Below are 18857 nucleotides of genomic sequence, written 5' to 3'. Positions count from 1 at the left end.
CCGTTTCCGCCCGCGCCGTTTCCGATCATGCCGTTTCCGCCCGCGCTGGTTGTGCTCGCGCTGGTTGTGCTCGCGCTGTCTGTGGCCGCGCTGGTTGTGCTGGCGCTGTCTGTGCCTCGCGCTGGTTGTGCTCGCGCTATCTGTGGCCCCGCTGGTTGTGCTGGCGCTGTCTGTGCCTCGCGCTGTCTGTGCCCCGCGCTGGTTGTGCTCGCGCTGTCTGTGGCCGCGCTGGTTGTGCTGGCGCTGTCTGTGCCCCGCGCTGTCTGTGCCCCGCGCTGGTTGCGCCCGCGCTGGCTGTGCCCGCGCTGGCTGTGCCCGCGCCGGTTGTGCCCGCGCTGGCTGTGCCCGCGCTGGCTGTGCCCGCGCCGGTTGTGCCCGCGCCGGCTGTGCCCGCGCTGGCTGTGCCCGCGCTGGCTGGGCTTGCGCTGGCGGTGCCCAGGCCGGCTCCGGCGTGGCCTGCGGCCGCGAGGATCGCGTCGTATTCGCTTACGCCGTCTTCGGCCTGACCTGCCCTGTATCCGCTCACGCCGGCTCTCAACCCGGGCGAGGTGCGTCCGCTCGGCTCGGGCGACGTGCGTGCCTTCGGCTCGGGCGACATGCTCGCCCCGAGTGGGAGCGGCGCGCTCAAACCGGGCGGTGCGCTCAGCCCGACCGCGGGCGGTGCGCTTGGTCTGACCTGGCTTCACCTGTGGCGATGCGCTTCGCGTTTTGCGGAATCGTCGCGTCTGGAGGGCGGATGCACGCTGCATCGCGGTCTGGGCGGTGGCTCACGGGGGTGGCCAGGTCGCGGACCGCCAGGTCGTCGGCCGCCGTCCGCGACCGGGTGACCAGCGCGCGGTGGTCGCCGGCCGCTTGCACCTCACGGGCCAGGTCGGCGAACCGGGTGAAAGGCGACTCCGATGGTGCTTGCCCGCACACGTCCGGCGGTCTGACCGGTCGTCCGTAGAGCGCGCCGACCAGCAAAGACGCGGCTTCGGCGGTCGGACTCCGGAAGTCGATGCCGGTGGGCTCACCCTCGCCGGACAGGTGTACCTCCAGCTTTGGGATGCCGATCCCCACGGCGTAGTCCCGCAGCGCCACGACCACGGACGGCGGGTCGTCGCGAGGGCCGCCCACCGGCCGTCGTCGCCGGCCGGAGATGAGGTCGGCGGGGGCTGTGGAGCCGGCCGCGGGCAGGCCGGTGGTCTGGACGGCGCGGCCGGGGTCGGTTGGCGGGCAGGTTGTGGGGATCGTCGGCACGCACCGATCTTGGACCCTGGCGGCAACTTCTGGCGGCCGTTCGGGTGCGGGTGGGTTGCCCTGTGGCGTACCTGCTGAGGCCGCGGGCCGTCTGGTCGATCAACGGGATACCGATCAACGCTGGGGAGGGGAACACCGTGGCTCGACGACGCTGCAACCGGGTCTTCCGGGCCGCCGCTGCCATGCTCGGGGTGACCGCGCTTGCCGTCATGGCCGTGACGCCGTCGGCCGCGTCCTCGCCGGTTGCCCAGGAGCAGCAGCGGCAGACCCGGATGCCGGCGTCCTGCTCGCCGACCCTCGACGTGGTTGCCCATGAAGACGACGACCTGCTGTTCATCAACCCTTCGGTGAGCGACGACATCGCCGCCGGGCGCTGTGTGGTCACCCTCTTTGTGACCGCTGGGGACTCGGGGCGGCCGGCCTCCTACTGGCTGGGGCGGGAGCGGGGCGCGATGGCCGCCTATGCGGCGATGTCGGGTACGTCGGCGACCTGGGATGCCGACACCGTCGTGCTGGCCGGCCGCCCGATCGTCCGGCAACGTCTCGCCGGGACCCGCATCACGCTGCTGTTCCTGCGCCTGCCCGATTCGCACGGCAGCCCGACCCGGCCGTTCGGGACGTTGCAGGCGCTCTGGCGGGGCGAGGTTCCTACGCTGCGCCCGCTGGGCGGCGGCGGCGGCGCGTACACCCGGCAGGCCCTCGTCAAGACCCTGACCGCGGCGATGGACGCCTATCGGCCCGACCGCATCCGCACCCTCGACTATGCCGGTCACTACGGCGACGGCGATCACGCCGACCATCACACGGTGGGCTATCTGACGTACGCCGCGCAGCGTTACTACCATGCCCGCCACCGCATCAGCGGTTACCGTGGGTACACGGTGGCCGACTATCCGGACAACCTGGACGGGACCGCGGCCGATCGCAAGCTGGACTACTTCCTGGCCTACGCCCCGTACGACTCGAAGGTCTGCCAGTCCGCCGAGGAGTGCCGGGCCAACTTCTACGGTCCGCGCTTCACCCACAGCCTGACGACCGCGAGTTCGGTCCGCTAGGGCCGGTGGGGCGGGTGCCGGCCCAGCGTTCACGCTTCGTCACTCCATCGGGTGACTCGACCCGATGGTGATACGCAACTACGTTGTCAGTGACATGCCAGCGTCAACGATTCGGCGGTCGGCGGTCGGCGGGACGTCGTCGCTAGGCGCGCCTGGAGGTGGACAGTTGCCGGGGCACGGCCGGACGAATGACCGGGCGCGAACCCAGCGCGTTTACCAGCAGGCGCTGGATGTCGTCGGCCGGGGGCAGCCGCCAGCCGGTGCGGGCGGGCGGGTTCGCCCAGCGTACGGGCCCCTCCGGGAGGCGGCTCGGCGCGACCGCGACCCACGAGCCGGGGCCGTGCCACACCACGTCGAGTCGTCTCTGGAGTTCCGAACGGAGTGGACTTCCCGGCCGTACGAGAAAGATGCAGCGACCGGCGGCGGTGACCGCGACCGGACCGGGGGTTTCCGGGCGGACCGCGGCGCCCAGGCCGGGTGGCACCTCGATCGCGTCGAGCGTGGACCCGGTGCCCAGCAGGACCATCTCGCCGTGCAATTCCACTGTCCACCCGTGCGTGGCGTAGCGCCGGGCCGCCTGCGCCCGGCGCGCCCGATCCCATCGGTCGAGAAGCGACGGTGGGCCGAACGGTCGATCCCTGCTCCACTGCATGGCTCTGAAATCCCCCGATCTCGGTGGAGACCCGCCATATCAGGCGTCGTTTGCGTATCCAAGCGCGACACGCATCGTTTGTTTCGGCAGATCCACCCTTTGCAAGTCGCAGGAAAAACTACGAGCATCGGTAAGCAGGCGATCACACACACTGTGCGACGTGCGCGGACGTGGATGGTCAAAGCTGCTGATGACAGAAGGGCTCGCCGGCGGGGGTCGCCGGTGGGCCGGGGGAGGCACCGTGGACGAGCTGCCGATCGGCCGCCGCGTCGCCTACTGGCGCGGCCGACGCAAGATGTCCCAGCAGGTCTTTGCCGACCGGCTGGGCAAATCCAAGAGCTGGGTCGACAAGGTGGAGCGGGGGGTCCGCCGGCTCGACAAGTTCTCCGTCGTCTACGAGATCGCCGACGTTCTCCAGGTCGACGTCCAGCTGCTGCTGGGCAAGGAAGTGGAACGCCGGCCCGAGGCTCAGAACTGCATCGACCAGGTCGAGGTCGAGGAGATCCGGGCCGCTCTCGAGCGGTACGACCAGATGAGCGCGTTCTTCCAGGCGGTGCCCCATTCGCCGCCCCTGGCCGAGATGCGCAAAGCGGTCAGCCATGCCTGGCTGACCTATCAGCACGCGAAGTACGGCGTGCTGGCCCGCGCGCTGCCCAAGCTCTTGCGGGACGCCCAGGCGGCGGACAGCGCGCACGCCACCACCGCCGACGCCCGGGACGCGGCGCACCTGCTCGGGCAGGTCTACCAGATCGCGTCGTCGGCGCTGCGCAAGGTCGGCGAGCACGAGCTGTCCTGGCTGGCCGCCGACCGCTCGATCGCGGTCTCCCAGCGGGCCGGTGACCAGCTGCTGGCCGGGCTGGCCAGCTACCGGGTCGGTAGCGCGCTGCGGGCGCTCGGCCGGATCCGGCCCTCGCTCGAGGTCAACGTCAACATCGCGAACCGATTGGCGATCGGCGGCGGTAACGACGGGCCGAAGGGCGACCGCCTGTCGGTGTACGGGATGTTGCTGCTCAACGGCGCGATGGCGGCCGCACAGATCGGCGACTCGGCGACCGTACGCGACCTGCTCTGCGGTGCCGAGCAGGCGTCGCTGGAGCTCGGCGGCGACTTCAACCACTACTGGACCAGCTTCGGCCCGACCAACGTGCAGCTGCATCGCTGTGCGACCGCGGTCGAACTGGGCGACGGCCGCACCGCGGTCGAGACGCACGAAAAGATGGACCAGGTCGGGTTCCATGCCCTCCTGCCCGAACGCCGCGCGCATCACTTCCTCGACATCGCCCGCGGCTACAACCAGATCGGCAACGTGGAGAAGGCCAGCGAGATGCTGCTCGAGGGCGACCGGCTCGCCCCGTCCGAGATCCGCTGCCGCCCGCTCGCCCACGAGGTGCTTTCCGACGTGCTCCGGCGTACCCGGGGCACGCCGCCGGCTCCGATCGCGGAGCTGGCCGAACAGATGGGAGTCGGCGTATGAGGTGGGTCCCCGAGTGAACACCGGCGTGTTGTACATCCTGGTCTGCGGTTCTCCGATAGCCCGCGACGTCGGCATCCTCGTCCGCATGGCCCAGCACGACGGCTGGGACGTCTGCGTGGTCACCACGCCGGACGGCCGCAAGTTCGTCGACGCCCGCGCGTTGCAGCAGCAGACCGGGCACCCGGTGCGTACCTATTACAAGAGTCCGGGCGATTCGGACGTGCTGCCCCCGGCCGACGCGATGATCGTCGCGCCGGCCACGGTCAACACGGTCAACAAGTGGGCCGCCGGGATCACCGACACGCTGGTTCTCGGGTTGCTCGTCGAGGCGTACGGCTATGGGGTGCCGATCGCGGTGCTGCCGTACACCAACAACGTGATGGCGCTGCACCCGTCGCTGCACGAGAGCCTGGCCAAGCTCCGCGACTGGGGTGTGCAGGTGCTCTACGGCGACCACATCTATCAGCTGGGCGGCCCCGGGCAGACCGATCGCTTCCGTCACCAGTTCCCGTGGCGGCGTGCGCTGCAGGCGGTCAGCGATCCGGTCCGCATGACCAGCCGAGTCGAACCGGACGTCGTCTCGTAGCGATATAGAGTTGGCGGCCGTGACCGACGCTGCCGCACCGCCCACCGTCCTGGACGCGGTGACCGCCCTCGACCTGCGCTACCCGCGGGACTGGGCGGACTCCTGGGACCGGGTGGGCCTCGTCCTCGGCGACTTCGGGCACCCGGTCGAGCGCATCCTCTGCGTCGTCGACTGCGTGCCGGAGACCGTCGAGGAGGCCCTCGACGTGCGCGCCGACCTGATCGTGGCCCACCATCCGCTGCTGCTCAAGCCGGTGTCCTCGATCGCGCCCGACACCTACAAGGGCCGCATCGTGCACCGGCTGATCCGTAACGACGTGGCGCTGTACGTCGCCCACACCAACGCCGACAGCGCCAACCCGGGCGTTTCGGACGCCCTGGCGGCCCGGCTCAATCTGCGTGATCTGCGGCCGCTGGTGCCCGCGCCGGTTCCCGGCACCGGGGCCGGCCGCATCGGTGTGCTGGCCACGCCGATGACGCTCGCCGATTTCGTCCCGTTTGCCGCGTCCCGTCTGCCGGTGACGGCGGCCGGCGTCCGCGCGGCCGGCGACCCCGCCTCGGTGATCCGCACGATGGCGGTGTGCGGGGGCGCGGGTGACGGTTTCCTGGCCGACGCCGTGAAAGCCGGCGTCGATGCCTATCTCTGCGCCGACCTGCGTCATCACCCCGCGAGCGAACACGTCGCCGCCGGTGGCCCGGCGCTGATCGACGTCGCACACTGGGCCACCGAGCGCCCCTGGCTCGACGAGGTGGCCGGGTGGCTGCGCGGCGAGTTCGGCGCCGATGTCATCGTGTCCGATCTGGACACCGATCCGTGGACGGTCCATGCGTTTGGGCCGCTCGACAAGCCGCTCGAAAACAAGGAGAACCCGTCGTGAAGGCCGCCCCGGAAGCCCAGCGTCGCTTGCTCGACCTGCAGGCCGTCGACACCGCCCTCGCCCAGCTCGCGCACCGGCGCAAGGCGATGCCCGAGCTGGCCGAGATCGAGACGGTCGCCCGGGAGATCTCTGCCCTGGAAGATGAGCGGGTCCGCGCGCAGGTCGCGGTCGACGACCTCGACCGCGACATCAGCCGCTTCGAGAAGGACATCGAGCAGGTGCGGCTCCGCAAGGACCGCGACAAGTCCCGGCTCGACGCGGGCGGCGCGATGCGCGAGATCGAGGGGCTGCAGCACGAGCTGGCCACCCTCAACCGCCGCCAGTCCGAGCTGGAGGACTCGGAACTCGAGCTGATGGAGCAGCGCGAGTCGGCCGAGGCCACGCTGAGCGAGATCAAGGGCCGGCTCGCGGCCGCGGTCGAACGGCGCGAGGCCGCCGAGCGGCGGCGCGACGAGGCGCTGTCCGACATCACCAAGGAGGAGGAGTTCAAGATCTCCTCCCGGGCCCCGCTGGCCGGGGACCTGCCGGCCGACCTGGTCGCGCTCTACGACAAGATCCGGCTCGACTCGGGGCTCGGCGCGGCGCTGGTCTCCCACGGCCGGTGCGGCGGATGCCGGATCGAGCTCTACGGCGCCGACCTGGCCCGGGTGAAGGCGGCCCCGGCCGACGAGGTCGTCCGGTGCGAGGAGTGCCGCCGGATCATGGTGCGTACGGCGGAGTCAGGACTATGAGCGATCGAGTTAGCGCGGCGGCGTTTTGCCGGAGCGCAGCGGAGGCAAGACGTCGTCATCCCGGCGCTGCACGAGGAGCGAATCATTAATACAGCGACGTTGCGGGTGCAGATCGAGGCGGACGGCGGGTCGCGGGGCAACCCGGGCCCGGCCGGGTACGGCGCGGTCGTGCGCGACACCGACGGCGAGGTGCTGCTCGAGCGGTACGGCTCGCTGGGCGTCACCACCACCAACAACGTCGCCGAGTACACCGGGCTGATCGAGGGGCTCAAGGCGGCCCTCGAGCTGAACGCGACCCACGTCGACGTGCGGATGGACTCCAAGCTGGTGGTCGAGCAGATGAGTGGCCGCTGGCAGATCAAGAACCCGGGGTTGCGGCCGCTCGCGGCCGAGGCGGCCGCGCTGGTGAAGCGCTTCGACGGCGTGACGTTCGAGTGGATCCCGCGCGAGCGCAACAAGGCCGCCGACATGCTGGCCAACCAGGCGATGGACGAGGCGAAGGCGGGGCGTGGCTCCGCGCGCCCGTCGTCTTCCGGCTCCACTACGTCGAACTCCCCGGCTTCTGAGGAAAGCGGCTCCGGCGCTCCCACGCTCTCCTGGGCGCCACCCTCGATGGACAACGCCACCCGGATCATCCTCGTGCGGCACGGCGAGACCGCCCTCACCCAGGAGGGCCGCTATTCGGGGCGCGGCGATCCGGCGCTGACCGACGAGGGCCAGGCCCAGGCGATGGCCGCGGCCGGGCGGGTGGCCGGGCTGTCGCGCGACGTGACCGCGATCCTCACTTCTCCGTTGCAGCGCTGCGTGCGTACGGCCGAGCTGATTTCCGCCGAGGTCGGCGGCGTGCCGGTGACCGTGATGGAAGATCTCATCGAATGCGACTTCGGCCGTTGGGAGGGTTTGACCTTCGGCGAGGTGCAGGAGCGCTGGCCGCGCGAGATGCAGGCGTGGCTCTCCTCGACGAGCGTCGCTCCGCCGGGCGGCGAGTCGTTCCAGGCGGTGGCCAAGCGGGTGCGCGGCGCCCTGGCGACGGTCGTGAACTCGCATGCGGGCGGGGTCGTCGTGCTGGTCTCCCACGTCACGCCGATCAAGCTGGTGCTGCGGGACGCGCTGGCCGCCGGCGACGCGTTCCTGCACCGGCTCTATCTGGACGCCGCCGGGGTCTCCATGATGGATGTCTGGCCGGACGGCAACGTCGCGGTCCGCTCGGTCAACGAGACCGCTCATCTGCGGTAACAACTCATCGGTCGTCGTCGATGACCTGCATATTCATGCCCGTCCGTCGTCTTGACGGCGCCAGGGGTGACGTTTAGCTTCCTCGATTAGGAAACTTTCTTCACGGTTTCATTCCCCGCCCCTGGAGGGCTCATGCGCGGTTTGACCCGCCGCCTCGTCGCCGTGGCCGCCGTGGCCACGTCCATCGTGGCGATCGCACCGGCTGCGGCACAGGCGCACCCATCGCACCAGCAGTCGTACCTGAAGGTCGGATACTTCGAGCAGTGGGGCATCTACGCCCGCAACTACCAGCTCAGCAAGGTGCAGAGCTCGGGCCAGGCGTCCCGGCTCACCCACCTCAACTACGCGTTCGGCACCGTGCTGGCCGACGGCACCTGCGCCTCGGCCGATCCGTGGGCCGACTGGCAGACCCCGTTCACCGCCGACCTCGCCGTCAACGGCAAGGCCGACGTGGCCGGCCAGCCGATCGCCGGCAACCTGAACCAGCTGGCCGAACTCAAGGCCAAGAACCCCAAGCTCAAGGTGCTGATCTCGCTCGGCGGTTGGTCCGGCTCGGCGCACTTCTCGGACGCCGCCCTGACCGACGCGTCGCGCAAGAAGCTGGTCAGCTCCTGCCTCGACCTGTGGATCAAGGGCAACCTGCCCGGCCTGGCCCCGGGCGTCGCCGCCGGTATCTTCGACGGCGTCGACCTCGACTGGGAGTGGCCCGGGTCGGACGGCAACGCCGGCAACGTGATCCGCCCCGAGGACAAGCACAACTTCACCCTGCTGGCCGCGGAGTTCCGCAAGGAGCTGGACGCGCTCGGCAAGCACCATGTTCTGTCGGCGTTCCTCCCCGCCGCGCCCGCCAAGATCGATGCGGGCTTCGAGGCGTCGAAGATCTTCAAGTACCTCGACTTCGGCACCGTGCAGGGCTACGACTACCACGGTTCGTGGGAGCTGAGGACCAACCAGCATTCGTCGATCTTCGTGCCGAAGGGTGCTCCGGACAATCCCGACTTCTCCATCAACAATGCGATCGACAAGTGGGTCTCCGGCGGGGCACCGCGCAAGCAGCTGGTGCTCGGCCTGCCGTACTACAGCCAGGGCTGGACCGGCGTCACCGGCGGTGGCAACGGCCGCTTCCAGCCGGCCACCGCGGCCGCCAAGGGCGTGTTCGCCGACGGCACCGAGGACTACAAGACGGTCAAGAACCTGCCCGGCTTCAAGCTCTACCGGGACCCGATCGCGGGCAACTCGTGGCTGTTCGACGGCACCACCTACTGGACCTACGACGACCCGGCGCAGCTGCTGCAGAAGACCATCTACATCCGGGCCAAGGGCCTCGGCGGCGCGATGATGTGGTCGCTCGACGGCGACGACGCCAACGCCTCGCTCACCAAGGCCGTGGCGGCCGGTCTCTGGACGCCGTGACCTGAAGGATAGGACCAGGTGAGGCGGTGTGCCGTTCGGCGCACCGCCTCGCCCGTTCGGCGCACGATGATCGACTCTTTTCCGGCTGCCTCGTTAGCGTGACTGTGGATTGTGTCCGCGCTCACTCCCGGAGGCACAGCTGATGGCTGAACCCGCACCAAAGGCACGCACTGATCGCAGTCCCTGGAATTGGCTGCTCCTCATACCGATCGTTCTGCCCGTGCTGACTCCGCTGTTCAACCACGACTCGCCGCGGCTCTGGGGCTTCCCGGCGTTCTACTGGCTGCAGTTCGCCTTCATCCTGGTCGGCGTGGCCACGACCTCGATCGTCTACCAGCTGACGAAGAAGCGGTGACGTCATGAGCGAGCACATCACCGAGATTGTCATCTTCACGGTCCTCTTCCTCCTGGTGAGCGCCATCGGCTTCGTGGCCGCGCGCTGGCGGGCGCCGAAGGACATGGCCCACCTCGACGAGTGGGGCCTGGGCGGCCGGAGCTTCGGCGGATGGATCACCTGGTTCCTGGTCGGCGGGGACCTGTACACGGCGTACACGTTCGTCGCCGTGCCGGCGCTGATCTTCGGCGCCGGAGCCGCGGGGTTCTTCGCCGTGCCCTACACCGTGATCATCTATCCGATGTTCTTCCTGATCCTGATCCGGCTCTGGTCGGTGTCGCACCGGCACGGCTTCGTCACCCCGGCCGACTTCGTGCGGACCCGGTTCGGATCGCCGACCCTCGCCCTGCTGATCGCGATCACCGGCATCGTGGCGACCATGCCGTACATCGCGCTCCAGCTGGTCGGCATCGAAGCGGTGCTCAAGACGATGGGCGTGACCGGCGACAGCCTGATCGCCCGGCACCTGCCGATCATCATCGCGTTCGCGATCCTGGCCGCCTACACCTATCAGTCGGGGCTGCGCGCGCCGGCGTTGATCGCCTTCGTCAAGGACACGCTGATCTACATCGTGATCATCGTCGCGGTCATCTACCTGCCCTACAAGCTGGGCGGCTGGGGCCACATCTTCGGCGCGGCGGACAAGAAATTCCAGGCCTCGGCATCACCGGGCGACGGCATATTGCTCAACGCCAACAATCAGATCCAATACATCACCCTGGCCGTGGGGTCGGCGCTCGCGCTGTTCCTCTACCCGCACAGCATCACCGGCGTGCTGGCCAGCAAGAACCGTAACGTGATCAAGCGGAACATGTCGGCCCTGCCGGCGTACAGCTTCCTGCTCGGCCTGATCGCGCTGCTCGGCTACATGGCCATCTCGGCCGGGGTGAAGCCGCTCGCCGGCAACAAGGCGGGAAGCGTCGACAGCAACACCGTGGTACCGCTGCTGTTCGACAACAAGTTCCCAGCCTGGTTCGCGGGCGTCGCCTTCGCGGCGATCGGCATCGGCGCCCTGGTCCCGGCCGCGATCATGTCGATCGCGGCGGCGAACCTCTTCACCCGCAACATCTACAAGGAGTACTTCCGGCGGGAGGCCACCGACGCCGAACAGGCCAAGGTCTCGAAGATCGCCTCGCTGGTCGTCAAGGTCGGCGCGGTCGCCTTCATCGTCTTCCTCGACCCGCAGTTCTCCATCGACCTGCAGCTGATCGGCGGCATCATCATCCTGCAGACGGCGCCGTCGGTGGCCCTCGGCCTCTACACCCGCTGGCTGCACCGGGGTGGCCTGATCGCCGGCTGGGTGGCCGGCATGGGCCTGGCCCTGTGGATGCTGTGGAAGATCCCCAACCCGGCGACCCACAAACTCCACTTCGGCGGCTCGGCGTTCCCGTTGAGCAGTTTCGGCTTCTCCTCGCCGAAGACGATCTACGTGGGCTTCGTCGCGGTGCTGGTCAACCTGGTGGTGGCCGTGCTGGTGACGCTGGCCCTGAGGGCCTTGAAGACCCCGGACGGCGTCGACGGCACCACGCCGGACGACTACTTCGCCGACGAGGGCGACCCGCGCATCGACCGCTCGGCTACAGCGGTCGAAACGGTTTCCTCCACCTGAGGTTGCCGTCTCTACGCTTTGGTGGTCCGCATGTGGGCGTCGAGGGCTCCGATGAACCGTTCCAGGGTCACGGCCAGCTCTCGGCGCTCCTCGGCGCTGTAGTCCCTCAGTACGGTGCCGTAGAGCGCCCGCCGGGCCTCCCGGACGGCCTCGACCTGCCGCAACCCGAGCGCGGTCGCCTCGATCACGGTCCCGCGCCCGTCCCGCGGATCGCGGTGGCGCTCGATCAGCCCGTCCTTCTGCAGCGCCGTGACCTGCCGAGTCACCGTCGACCCGTCGAGGTTGAGCGCGGACGCGAGCACCGACACGTTCTGCGGGCCGTCCTGCTGAAGCCGGCGCAGAATGACGTAGGCTGCCCGGTCAAGCGCCCGGTGCGGCTTGACGTCGGTCGACCGGCGGGTCGCCTCACCCAGCCGCATCAGCAGCGCCACCTGGGTCTCGATCGTCCCCAGCACCTCATCTTCCGACATCTCTGCATCATACAGCTAGTTCCGCCGCGCTCCGTCGTGGCACCGGTCATCCGCCTCGACGGTCGAGCCGGACAAAAGGGATTAAACAGTCAACGGCGTTTCGGCGTACAGGTCACCGGCGGCGCCGTGGATCAGCCGGCCGCACGGTCGGCGGCGGGGCGGCGGCGGGCGGCCGGTTCGAGCAGGGCCGGCGGGACGTAGGTCTGGTCGAGGGTGCCGACGTCGGTGCCGGGCGGAACGATCCCGTCGATGCGGTCGAGGAGGTCGTCGGTCAGGGTCACGTCCACGCCGGCCAGCAGGTCGTCCAGCTGTTGCTCGGTGCGGGCGCCCAGCAGGGCGCTGGTCACGCCGGGGTGGGTGATCGTGAAGGCCATGGCCAGGTGGGTCATCGGCAGGCCGGCCTCGGCCGCGAGCGGGATCAGCTGTTCGACCACGTCGAGGCGGCGCTCGTCGTTGAGGTGCTTGAAGAAGCGGGCGCGGCTGAGGTCGTTGCCTCCGCCCTTGCGGACGCGGCCCGTGAGCAGGCCCTGGCCGAGTGGGCCCCAGACCATCGTGCCCAGGCCGTACCTCTGGGCGACCGGCAGTACCTCGCGTTCGATGCCGCGGTTGAGGATCGAGTAGGCCGGCTGTTCGGTGCGGAAGCGGGCCAGGCCGCGCCGCTCGGCGACCCACTGGGCCTCGACGATGTCGGAGGGCGGCAGGCCGGACGTGCCGATCGTGCGGACCTTGCCGCTGCTGATCAGGTCGGTGAGTGCCGACAGCGTCTCCTCGATGTCGGTTGCCGGGTCGGGGCGGTGGATCTGGTAGAGGTCGATGTGGTCGGTCTGCAGGCGGCGCAGCGAGTTCTCGACTGCGGTCATGATCCAGCGGCGTGAGGTGCCCTGCTGGTTGGGGTCGTCGCCGGCCGGACGGCCGAACTTGGTCGCCAGCACCACGTTGTCGCGTCGGCCGCGAAGGGCCCGGCCGACGACTTCTTCCGAGTCGCCGTACGCGTCGGCGGTGTCGATGAAGTTGATGCCGGCGTCGAGCGCCCGGTTGATGATCCGGATCGACACGTCGGGGTCGGGATTGCCGACCTGGGTGGCGAACATCAGCGCGCCGAGCGCGTACGGGCTGACCTTGAGGCCGGTCCGGCCGAGGGTGCGGTATCGCATGCGCCGTCTCCTGTTCTAGAGTGAAGCTAAGCGGAATGCTTTTCCGAAACTATACGGAAAGACTTTCCGGTTAAGCAAGAGGGAGGACGGCAATGGCGGAAAAGCGGCGTGCCGACGCCCGGCGCAACCTGGACGCCCTGCTCGAAGCGGCGAAGGCGGTCTTCGCCGCTTCCGGCGTCGACGCGCCGGCGAAGGAAATCACCGACCGGGCGGGCGTCGGGGTGGGCACGCTCTACCGGCACTTCCCGCAGCGTTCCGACCTGGTCATCGCCGTGCTCGAGCGGGAGATCGACGCCTGCGCCGAGGCGGGTGCCGGACTGAGCGCCGACAATCCACCCGACGCGGCGCTGACCAAGTGGATCCAGCGTTACACCGAACTCGTCGCGACCAAGGCCGGCCTCGCGTCGGCCCTGCAGTCGAGCGACGCCGCCCACGAGGCCCTTCGCGCGCACTTCTACGAGCGCATGAGCCCCGTGCTCGACTCCCTGATCAGCGCGGCGAAGATCCGGCCGGACGTCAGCGCGACCGACATTCTCCATGCGGTTGTTCTGCTGTCACATCCCGTACCGGGAGAGGCCCCCGGCCATGGCCGGCACCTGGTCGATGTTTTCCTGGACGGGCTGAAGATCTGACGGCGGCGGGAGGCGGTGGAGCGCGTCGCCGTCGGAAGCAGCACCAGCTTGGCGATCAGCCGGCGCGCGTCGGGCGAGGGAGGCATCGAGTGACCGTAGTAAGTGGAGCCGCGACATGCTGCCGGCCAAAAATCTGAAAGATCGTTTAATGTAACCGCATGACACAGATCGGTGACCGACAGTCGCTACGCCGCCCGAGGATCGCCACCTCGGTGATCTTCGCGGCGCACGGCGCGGTGACCGGGACGTTCGCGGCGCGGGTGCCGTGGATCGCCCATCACGTCGGCGCCGAGGTCGGCGCGCTCGGTATGGCCCTGCTCATGCCCGGTCTCGGGTCCCTGCTCGCGATGCCGATCTCCGGCCGGCTCGTGCACCGTTTCAACCTGCGCTCGCTGGTCCGGGTGCTGATCCTGCTCTGGCCGGCCGCGCTGATCCTCACGTCGCTGCCGGCCGACGTGCCGGTGCTCTGCGCCACCCTGGCCGTCTACGGTGCGACCGCCGGCCTGGCCGACGTGGCGATGAACGCGCACGCCGTACTCATCGAGGAACGTCTGCAGAGATCGGTGATGTCGGGCTTCCACGGCTGGTGGAGCGTCGGCGGACTGGTCGGGTCGGCGATCGCCGTGGGCGCGGCCAAGGCCGGCGTCGACGCCCGCGTGCACTTCGCGATCACCGCGGCGGGTCTGATGGTGATCACGCTGGTCGCGTCCGGCTGGCTGATCCCGCACCGGCCGCATCCGACGACCGACGAGCCGTCCGCGTTCGCGCTGCCGTCGCCGCAGGTGCTACCGATCGGGCTGATCGGGTTGTGCGCGGTCTTCGCCGAGGGTGCGAGCCTGGACTGGTCGGCGGTCTACCTCAGCGACCTGCTGCATCACCCGGCGGCGACCGGTGCGGCAACCGTGTCGATCTTCTCGGTGTGCATGGCGGTGGCGCGGTTCGGAGGCGACTGGGTGGTGCGCCGGTTGGGGCCGGTGACGACCGTACGGCTGTCGGGCGCCTGCGCCACCGCCGGCGCGCTGATCGTGGTGCTCACCAAGTCGGCGATCAGCGTGATCACCGGGTTCGGGCTGCTCGGCATCGGGATCGCGGTCGTCGTCCCGCTGGTGTTCGCGGCGGCCGGCAAGATCGGGAGCAGCCCGGGGCGCAGCATCGCCGGGGTGGCCGGCATCGCGTACGGCAGTGGCCTGATCGCCCCCGGGGTGATCGGCGGAATCGCCCACCTGTCGTCGCTGACCGTGTCTTTCGTGGTGATCGTGGTGCTGGTCGCCCTGATGGGGCTGTGCGCACAGGTATTGCGGCCGGCCGTTTGACCACGTTTCACGCCGCGGCCATTCATGTCCATCGTTGTCATCGTAGGTTGTGTACCTATGGCGACAGCACAGGCACTGCTCGGCCTTCTCCTCTCGGTACCGACCGCAGCGGTCACCGCCGCACCTCCCGTGGATCCGTTCATCGGGACCACCCACGGCGGGAACACCTGGCCCGGCGCGACCGCGCCGTTCGGGATGATCGCGTGGAGTCCGACCGACACGGCCGGCGACCAGACCAATGCGCCCGGCGGCAACGGCTACGACTACAACACCACCCGGCTGCGCGGTTTCAGCCTGACTCACGTCAATGGGGCGGGCTGTGCGCCCGGCGCGGCCGGCGACGTGCCGATCATGCCGTACGCCGGAACCGTCGACACCTCACCGACGGCCGACACCAAGGACGCGAAATACTCCGCCACGTACACGCACGCCAATGAGTCGGCGAGCCCCGGGCGCTACACCGTCACCCTGGACAACGGCGTCAAAACCGATCTGGCCGTCACCACCCGGGCCGGCGTGGGCGAGTTCAGCTTTCCCGCCGGCAAAGAGGCCGGCCTGCTCTTCCGGACATCGAACTCGCTCAACGGGAGCGAGGACGCGTCAACGGTCATCGACCCGGCCACGCGCAGCGTGAACGGCTGGGTGCTGACCGGCGGATTCTGCGGGCGGCGTGGCAACGGCGGCGGCGACTCCAACCCGGATCGGCGCTCCTACTACCGCCTCTATTTCAGCGCCGTCTTCGACCAGGACTTTGCGTCGACCGGCACGTGGCACGACTCGGTCGTGACGCCCGGGTCGACCAGCGCGTCGGGTGGTGAGGGATATCTGACCGGCGCCTCCCGCGCCGGGCGCGGATCCGGCGGATGGGTCGGCTTCGGAGCCGGCTCGGACGTGCACATGCGCATCGGAATTTCGTACGTCAGCGGAGCGGGAGCCATTGCCAACCGGGACGCGGAAATTCCGGCGCAAGCCACCCCGGACTCGATCGGCGCGGCAACGGGCGCCGCCTGGAACACCGAATTCGACCGGATCCGGGTGAGCGGTGGAACGGCGGCGCGCACGACGGCTTTCTACACCGCGCTCTACCACGCGCTGATGCAGCCGCAGACCATGAACGACCGGGACGGCCGCTATCTCGGCGCCGACATGCAAATCCATCAGAAGCATCCGGGGCAGCGGGCAGTCTACGGGACGTTCAGCGGCTGGGATCAATATCGGGCGCAGATTCAACTGCTCGGGCTGCTGCGGCCGGACGTGGCCGGGGACATGGCGACGTCGATGATGGACTTCGCGGCTCAGAACAACGGGATATGGGATCGCTGGCTGCACCTGGGAGCGCCGACCCACGTCATGACCGGTGACCCGGCCGCTCCCACGCTCGCCACCTGGTATGCGTTCGGTGTCCGCAACTTCGACGCTTCGGCCGCACTGAGGTCGCTGGTCAGACAGGCCACGGTGCAAAATCCCGATGCTCTGAGTGACGTCGGTTGTCCCGGGCAGTGCCTTGGTCAGCGGCCGACGCTCAACACCTATCTGGCTCTGCATTACGCCGCCAACGACATCTGCCATTGCTGGGGCGGTTCGGCGGAGACGCTCGAGGACTCGCTGGCCGACTATTCGCTCGCCCAGTGGGCGGCCCGCGTGGGAAATGTGCAGACCTACCGGCAGATGGCGCCGCGGGGCAGCTACTGGAAGAACACGTTCAACCCGGCGGTCGGCTACCAGGCCGCACGCAAGGCCGACGGCAGCTGGCAGAGCGGCTTCACACCGTCGACCGACGTCGGTTTCGCCCAGGGATCCAGTGCGACCTATACCTGGATGGTCCCGCAGGACGTCTCCGGGCTGGCCGCGCTGATGGGCGGACGCGACGCGGCGGCGGCCCGCCTCGACGCGTTCTTCCACGACGCGAACGGCAACTGGGCGGTGCTCGGCGGCGACCCGCTGCGCTACGACCCGACCAACGAGCCGGGCATTCACGCGCCGTGGCTCTACAACGCACTCGGTCAGCCGTGGAAGACCCAGGAAACGGTGCGGCAGATCGTCGACACCGCGTACGGAACCGGGCCCGCCGGCCTGCCCGGCAACGACGACCTGGGCACGATGAGCGCCTGGTACGTCTTCGCCGCGATGGGCATCTTCCCGCAGGTACCCGGCCGGGCGGAAATGCTTCTCGGCAGCCCGGTCTTCACCCACGTCTCGCTGCTGCGCAGCAACGGCGTGCGGCTGACCATCAACGCCAACAGCACCGACACCTATGTGCAGTCGGTGCGTTTCAACGGTGCCGCGCACACCCGATCCTGGCTGCCGGAGTCGTTCGTGCAGCGGGGCGGGACTGTCGACTTCACACTGGGGACGGTCTCAAACGAGTCGTGGGGAACCGCTCCCGTCGATCATTAGCGCCACATCCAGGGCCCGGGTGCCGACGGTCCCACCGTCGGCATTCCACACCTCCGACAGCACGCCCATGACGAAACCCCACGCCCGCACCCGCTCGACCGGCATTCCGTAACCGTCGGCCAGCTGCTCGATCCGCGCCGGCACCAGCCTGAGCAATTCCGGGTCCCGGCGCGGCGGATCGGGGTTGTAAAGCATCGGCCCGCAGTCGAAACCGGGGTCACCGACCCGCCCGAACGGGTCGATCGCCTTCCATTCGTCGCCGGCCCGCAGGACGTTGTCGTGATGCAGATCCCCGTGCAGAACCCGGTCCTCGGCCGAATCGCACAACGCCTCGAACAGTTCCGCCGCCTTTTCCACCAGCCGCCGCGGCATCGGCCCGCCGACCGGGAAACGCCGCAGATAAGCCCGGAAATCGGCACCCTCGTCGCTCAGGTGCGGCAGGGTGCACCCGGCCGGGGGTACGCGGTGAAGCCTCGTTCCGACCTCGACCAGCAATCCGGTCGCCCGCTCATCGTCGGCCGGAACCAGAGACGCCACCCGATCGCCCGGCACCGCCCGCTCGATCAGCAGCGCCCCGCTTTCCCGGGCCAGCAGCCGGACCGCCCCGGCGCCGTCGAAAATGCGCAGCGCCTCGACCTCGGAATCGAGGTGGCCGTCCGGCAGCCCGAGCTTCAGCACGGCCGGCGAACCGTCCTCGGTGGTCACCCGGGCCACCCAGTGGATGCTCATCGGATAGGGATCGCCGACCGTCAATCGCCAATCCCGTGCCGTTTTGTCGATGAGTTCCGGCAGGTCATCCAACCAGCGGGCGCCGTCGCCGCCCCAGTTCTCGAGAACGTTCCGCACCAACGCCGCCGGCAACTCTTCCCTCATGCCGGATGATGATGGCGTGTCCAGAGTCCTTTTGATAACCGGCGGCGCCGGTGGCATCGGCGCGGCGGTCGCCCACCGCTTCGCCGCCACCGGAGGCCGCGTCGTGGTGGCCGACATCGACGAGACCGCGGGCCAGGAGGTCGCGTCCGCGGTCGGCGGCCTGTTCGTCCGCACCGACGTCTCCAGCGAGGACGACAACCGTCGGGCGGTCGAGACGGCGCTCTGGAAGTTCGGCGGTCTCGACCTCGTACATCTGAATGCCGGAACCGGCGGTGCCGGAGGTGCCGGGGACGACTTTGATCTGTCCCGCTACCGCCGCACCCTGGCCGTCAACCTCGACGGCACCATGTTCGGCCTGCGCGCCGCCCTCCCGGCCCTGGCCGCCACCGGCGGTGGTGCGGTAATCGTGACCGCCAGCCTGGCCGGCCTGGGTCCGGCCAGCTTCGACCCGGTCTACTCGGCGACCAAGCACGCCATCATCGGCCTGGTCCGCTCGCTGGCCCCCGCCTGGACCGAAGCACGCGTCACCATCAACGCGATCTGCCCCGGGTTCGTCGACACCCGGATGATCAGCGGCCTCCGGCCCCTGATCTCCTCCGGCGGCCTGGCGGTGGCCACCCCCGACGAGGTCGCTCACGCCGTCGAGCAACTGGCGGCCTCCGGCGCGACCGGCGAGGCCTGGACCGTGCAGGCCGGCACCCCGCCGACCCCGTTCACCTTCCCCGCCATCGACCTCACCCGGGCCGGCTGAC

The 18857-nt window shown here is 69.4% G+C and carries 18 protein-coding genes; 13 read left to right on the top strand and 5 right to left on the bottom strand.

Annotation, left to right across the window (positions count from 1 at the left end):
• Nucleotides 1-642 precede the first annotated feature (642 nt).
• Nucleotides 643-1239 carry a hypothetical protein gene (locus tag ACIA5C_RS28740; protein ID WP_396060005.1) on the bottom strand — a complete coding sequence of 199 codons (597 nt, stop codon included), beginning with the start codon at nucleotides 1237-1239 and terminating at the stop codon, nucleotides 643-645.
• Nucleotides 1240-1376: 137 nt separating this feature from the next.
• Between ACIA5C_RS28740 and ACIA5C_RS28735 the strand changes: the two genes are divergently transcribed.
• A complete protein-coding gene (locus tag ACIA5C_RS28735) occupies nucleotides 1377-2294 on the top strand; it encodes a PIG-L family deacetylase (RefSeq protein WP_396060003.1) in 918 nt (305 codons plus the stop codon).
• A 142-nt stretch (nucleotides 2295-2436) separates the two neighbouring features.
• Here ACIA5C_RS28735 and ACIA5C_RS28730 read toward each other — a convergent pair whose 3' ends face one another.
• A complete protein-coding gene (locus tag ACIA5C_RS28730; RefSeq protein WP_396060001.1) occupies nucleotides 2437-2946 on the bottom strand; it encodes a DNA primase in 510 nt (169 codons plus the stop codon).
• 241 nt (nucleotides 2947-3187) lie between these two features.
• On the opposite strand from ACIA5C_RS28730, the gene ACIA5C_RS28725 reads away from it, so the two are divergent.
• The 8 genes from ACIA5C_RS28725 (at nucleotide 3188) to mctP (ending at nucleotide 11266) form a co-directional block, all read left to right on the top strand.
• A complete protein-coding gene (locus ACIA5C_RS28725) occupies nucleotides 3188-4420 on the top strand; it encodes a helix-turn-helix domain-containing protein (protein ID WP_396059999.1) in 1233 nt (410 codons plus the stop codon).
• 13 nt (nucleotides 4421-4433) lie between these two features.
• Nucleotides 4434-5006, top strand: coding sequence for a flavoprotein (locus ACIA5C_RS28720; RefSeq protein WP_396059997.1), 573 nt, complete (start codon nucleotides 4434-4436; stop codon nucleotides 5004-5006).
• A gap of 19 nt (nucleotides 5007-5025) precedes the next feature.
• On the top strand, nucleotides 5026-5883 hold the full coding sequence (locus tag ACIA5C_RS28715; protein ID WP_396059995.1) for a Nif3-like dinuclear metal center hexameric protein: 858 nt from the start codon (nucleotides 5026-5028) through the stop codon (nucleotides 5881-5883).
• Complete coding sequence (locus tag ACIA5C_RS28710) at nucleotides 5880-6614, top strand: zinc ribbon domain-containing protein (RefSeq protein WP_396059993.1); 735 nt, start codon at nucleotides 5880-5882, stop codon at nucleotides 6612-6614. Before ACIA5C_RS28715 ends, ACIA5C_RS28710 begins: the two co-directional genes overlap by 4 nt.
• A gap of 105 nt (nucleotides 6615-6719) precedes the next feature.
• A complete protein-coding gene (locus tag ACIA5C_RS28705) occupies nucleotides 6720-7850 on the top strand; it encodes a bifunctional RNase H/acid phosphatase (RefSeq protein WP_396059991.1) in 1131 nt (376 codons plus the stop codon).
• 132 nt (nucleotides 7851-7982) lie between these two features.
• The gene (locus ACIA5C_RS28700; protein WP_396059990.1) at nucleotides 7983-9263 is read left to right on the top strand and encodes a glycoside hydrolase family 18 protein; all 1281 of its coding nucleotides are present in this window, start codon (nucleotides 7983-7985) and stop codon (nucleotides 9261-9263) included.
• Between the two features lie 142 nt (nucleotides 9264-9405).
• A complete protein-coding gene (locus ACIA5C_RS28695) occupies nucleotides 9406-9618 on the top strand; it encodes a DUF3311 domain-containing protein (protein ID WP_396059988.1) in 213 nt (70 codons plus the stop codon).
• 4 nt (nucleotides 9619-9622) lie between these two features.
• Entirely contained in the window at nucleotides 9623-11266 is a 1644-nt protein-coding gene (gene mctP / locus ACIA5C_RS28690; protein ID WP_396059986.1) for a monocarboxylate uptake permease MctP, read from the top strand.
• 11 nt (nucleotides 11267-11277) lie between these two features.
• On the opposite strand, the gene ACIA5C_RS28685 is transcribed toward mctP, so the two are convergent.
• Both ACIA5C_RS28685 and ACIA5C_RS28680 read right to left on the bottom strand, forming a co-directional pair.
• Complete coding sequence (locus tag ACIA5C_RS28685) at nucleotides 11278-11736, bottom strand: MarR family winged helix-turn-helix transcriptional regulator (RefSeq protein ID WP_396059984.1); 459 nt, start codon at nucleotides 11734-11736, stop codon at nucleotides 11278-11280.
• A gap of 131 nt (nucleotides 11737-11867) precedes the next feature.
• Complete coding sequence (locus ACIA5C_RS28680; protein WP_396059982.1) at nucleotides 11868-12890, bottom strand: aldo/keto reductase; 1023 nt, start codon at nucleotides 12888-12890, stop codon at nucleotides 11868-11870.
• Between the two features lie 92 nt (nucleotides 12891-12982).
• On the opposite strand from ACIA5C_RS28680, the gene ACIA5C_RS28675 reads away from it, so the two are divergent.
• The 3 genes from ACIA5C_RS28675 (at nucleotide 12983) to ACIA5C_RS28665 (ending at nucleotide 17232) form a co-directional block, all read left to right on the top strand.
• On the top strand, nucleotides 12983-13522 hold the full coding sequence (locus ACIA5C_RS28675) for a TetR/AcrR family transcriptional regulator (RefSeq protein WP_396059980.1): 540 nt from the start codon (nucleotides 12983-12985) through the stop codon (nucleotides 13520-13522).
• A 158-nt stretch (nucleotides 13523-13680) separates the two neighbouring features.
• Nucleotides 13681-14835, top strand: a complete 1155-nt coding sequence (locus ACIA5C_RS28670; RefSeq protein WP_396059978.1) for an MFS transporter — start codon at nucleotides 13681-13683, stop codon at nucleotides 14833-14835.
• A gap of 57 nt (nucleotides 14836-14892) precedes the next feature.
• A complete protein-coding gene (locus ACIA5C_RS28665) occupies nucleotides 14893-17232 on the top strand; it encodes a GH92 family glycosyl hydrolase (protein WP_396059976.1) in 2340 nt (779 codons plus the stop codon).
• On the opposite strand, the gene ACIA5C_RS28660 is transcribed toward ACIA5C_RS28665, so the two are convergent.
• Complete coding sequence (locus tag ACIA5C_RS28660; RefSeq protein ID WP_396059974.1) at nucleotides 17194-18105, bottom strand: aminoglycoside phosphotransferase family protein; 912 nt, start codon at nucleotides 18103-18105, stop codon at nucleotides 17194-17196. The genes ACIA5C_RS28665 and ACIA5C_RS28660 overlap by 39 nt on opposite strands.
• A gap of 16 nt (nucleotides 18106-18121) precedes the next feature.
• Between ACIA5C_RS28660 and ACIA5C_RS28655 the strand changes: the two genes are divergently transcribed.
• On the top strand, nucleotides 18122-18856 hold the full coding sequence (locus ACIA5C_RS28655) for an SDR family NAD(P)-dependent oxidoreductase (RefSeq protein ID WP_396059972.1): 735 nt from the start codon (nucleotides 18122-18124) through the stop codon (nucleotides 18854-18856).
• Nucleotide 18857: the final 1 nt, after the last annotated feature.

It is taken from the genome of Actinoplanes sp. NPDC051343 (assembly GCF_044455125.1).
Lineage (GTDB): Bacteria > Actinomycetota > Actinomycetes > Mycobacteriales > Micromonosporaceae > Actinoplanes.
This window is presented reverse-complemented; position numbering and strand designations above follow the sequence as displayed.

Coding starts and splice junctions, on each gene's coding strand:
- ACIA5C_RS28730 (WP_396060001.1), bottom strand. CDS start 2,946: ATGCAGTGGAGCAGGGATCGACCGTTCGGCCCACCGTCGCTTCTCGAC.
- ACIA5C_RS28700 (WP_396059990.1), top strand. CDS start 7,983: ATGCGCGGTTTGACCCGCCGCCTCGTCGCCGTGGCCGCCGTGGCCACG.
- ACIA5C_RS28695 (WP_396059988.1), top strand. CDS start 9,406: ATGGCTGAACCCGCACCAAAGGCACGCACTGATCGCAGTCCCTGGAAT.
- mctP (WP_396059986.1), top strand. CDS start 9,623: ATGAGCGAGCACATCACCGAGATTGTCATCTTCACGGTCCTCTTCCTC.
- ACIA5C_RS28685 (WP_396059984.1), bottom strand. CDS start 11,736: ATGTCGGAAGATGAGGTGCTGGGGACGATCGAGACCCAGGTGGCGCTG.
- ACIA5C_RS28680 (WP_396059982.1), bottom strand. CDS start 12,890: ATGCGATACCGCACCCTCGGCCGGACCGGCCTCAAGGTCAGCCCGTAC.
- ACIA5C_RS28675 (WP_396059980.1), top strand. CDS start 12,983: ATGGCGGAAAAGCGGCGTGCCGACGCCCGGCGCAACCTGGACGCCCTG.
- ACIA5C_RS28670 (WP_396059978.1), top strand. CDS start 13,681: ATGACACAGATCGGTGACCGACAGTCGCTACGCCGCCCGAGGATCGCC.
- ACIA5C_RS28665 (WP_396059976.1), top strand. CDS start 14,893: ATGGCGACAGCACAGGCACTGCTCGGCCTTCTCCTCTCGGTACCGACC.
- ACIA5C_RS28660 (WP_396059974.1), bottom strand. CDS start 18,105: ATGAGGGAAGAGTTGCCGGCGGCGTTGGTGCGGAACGTTCTCGAGAAC.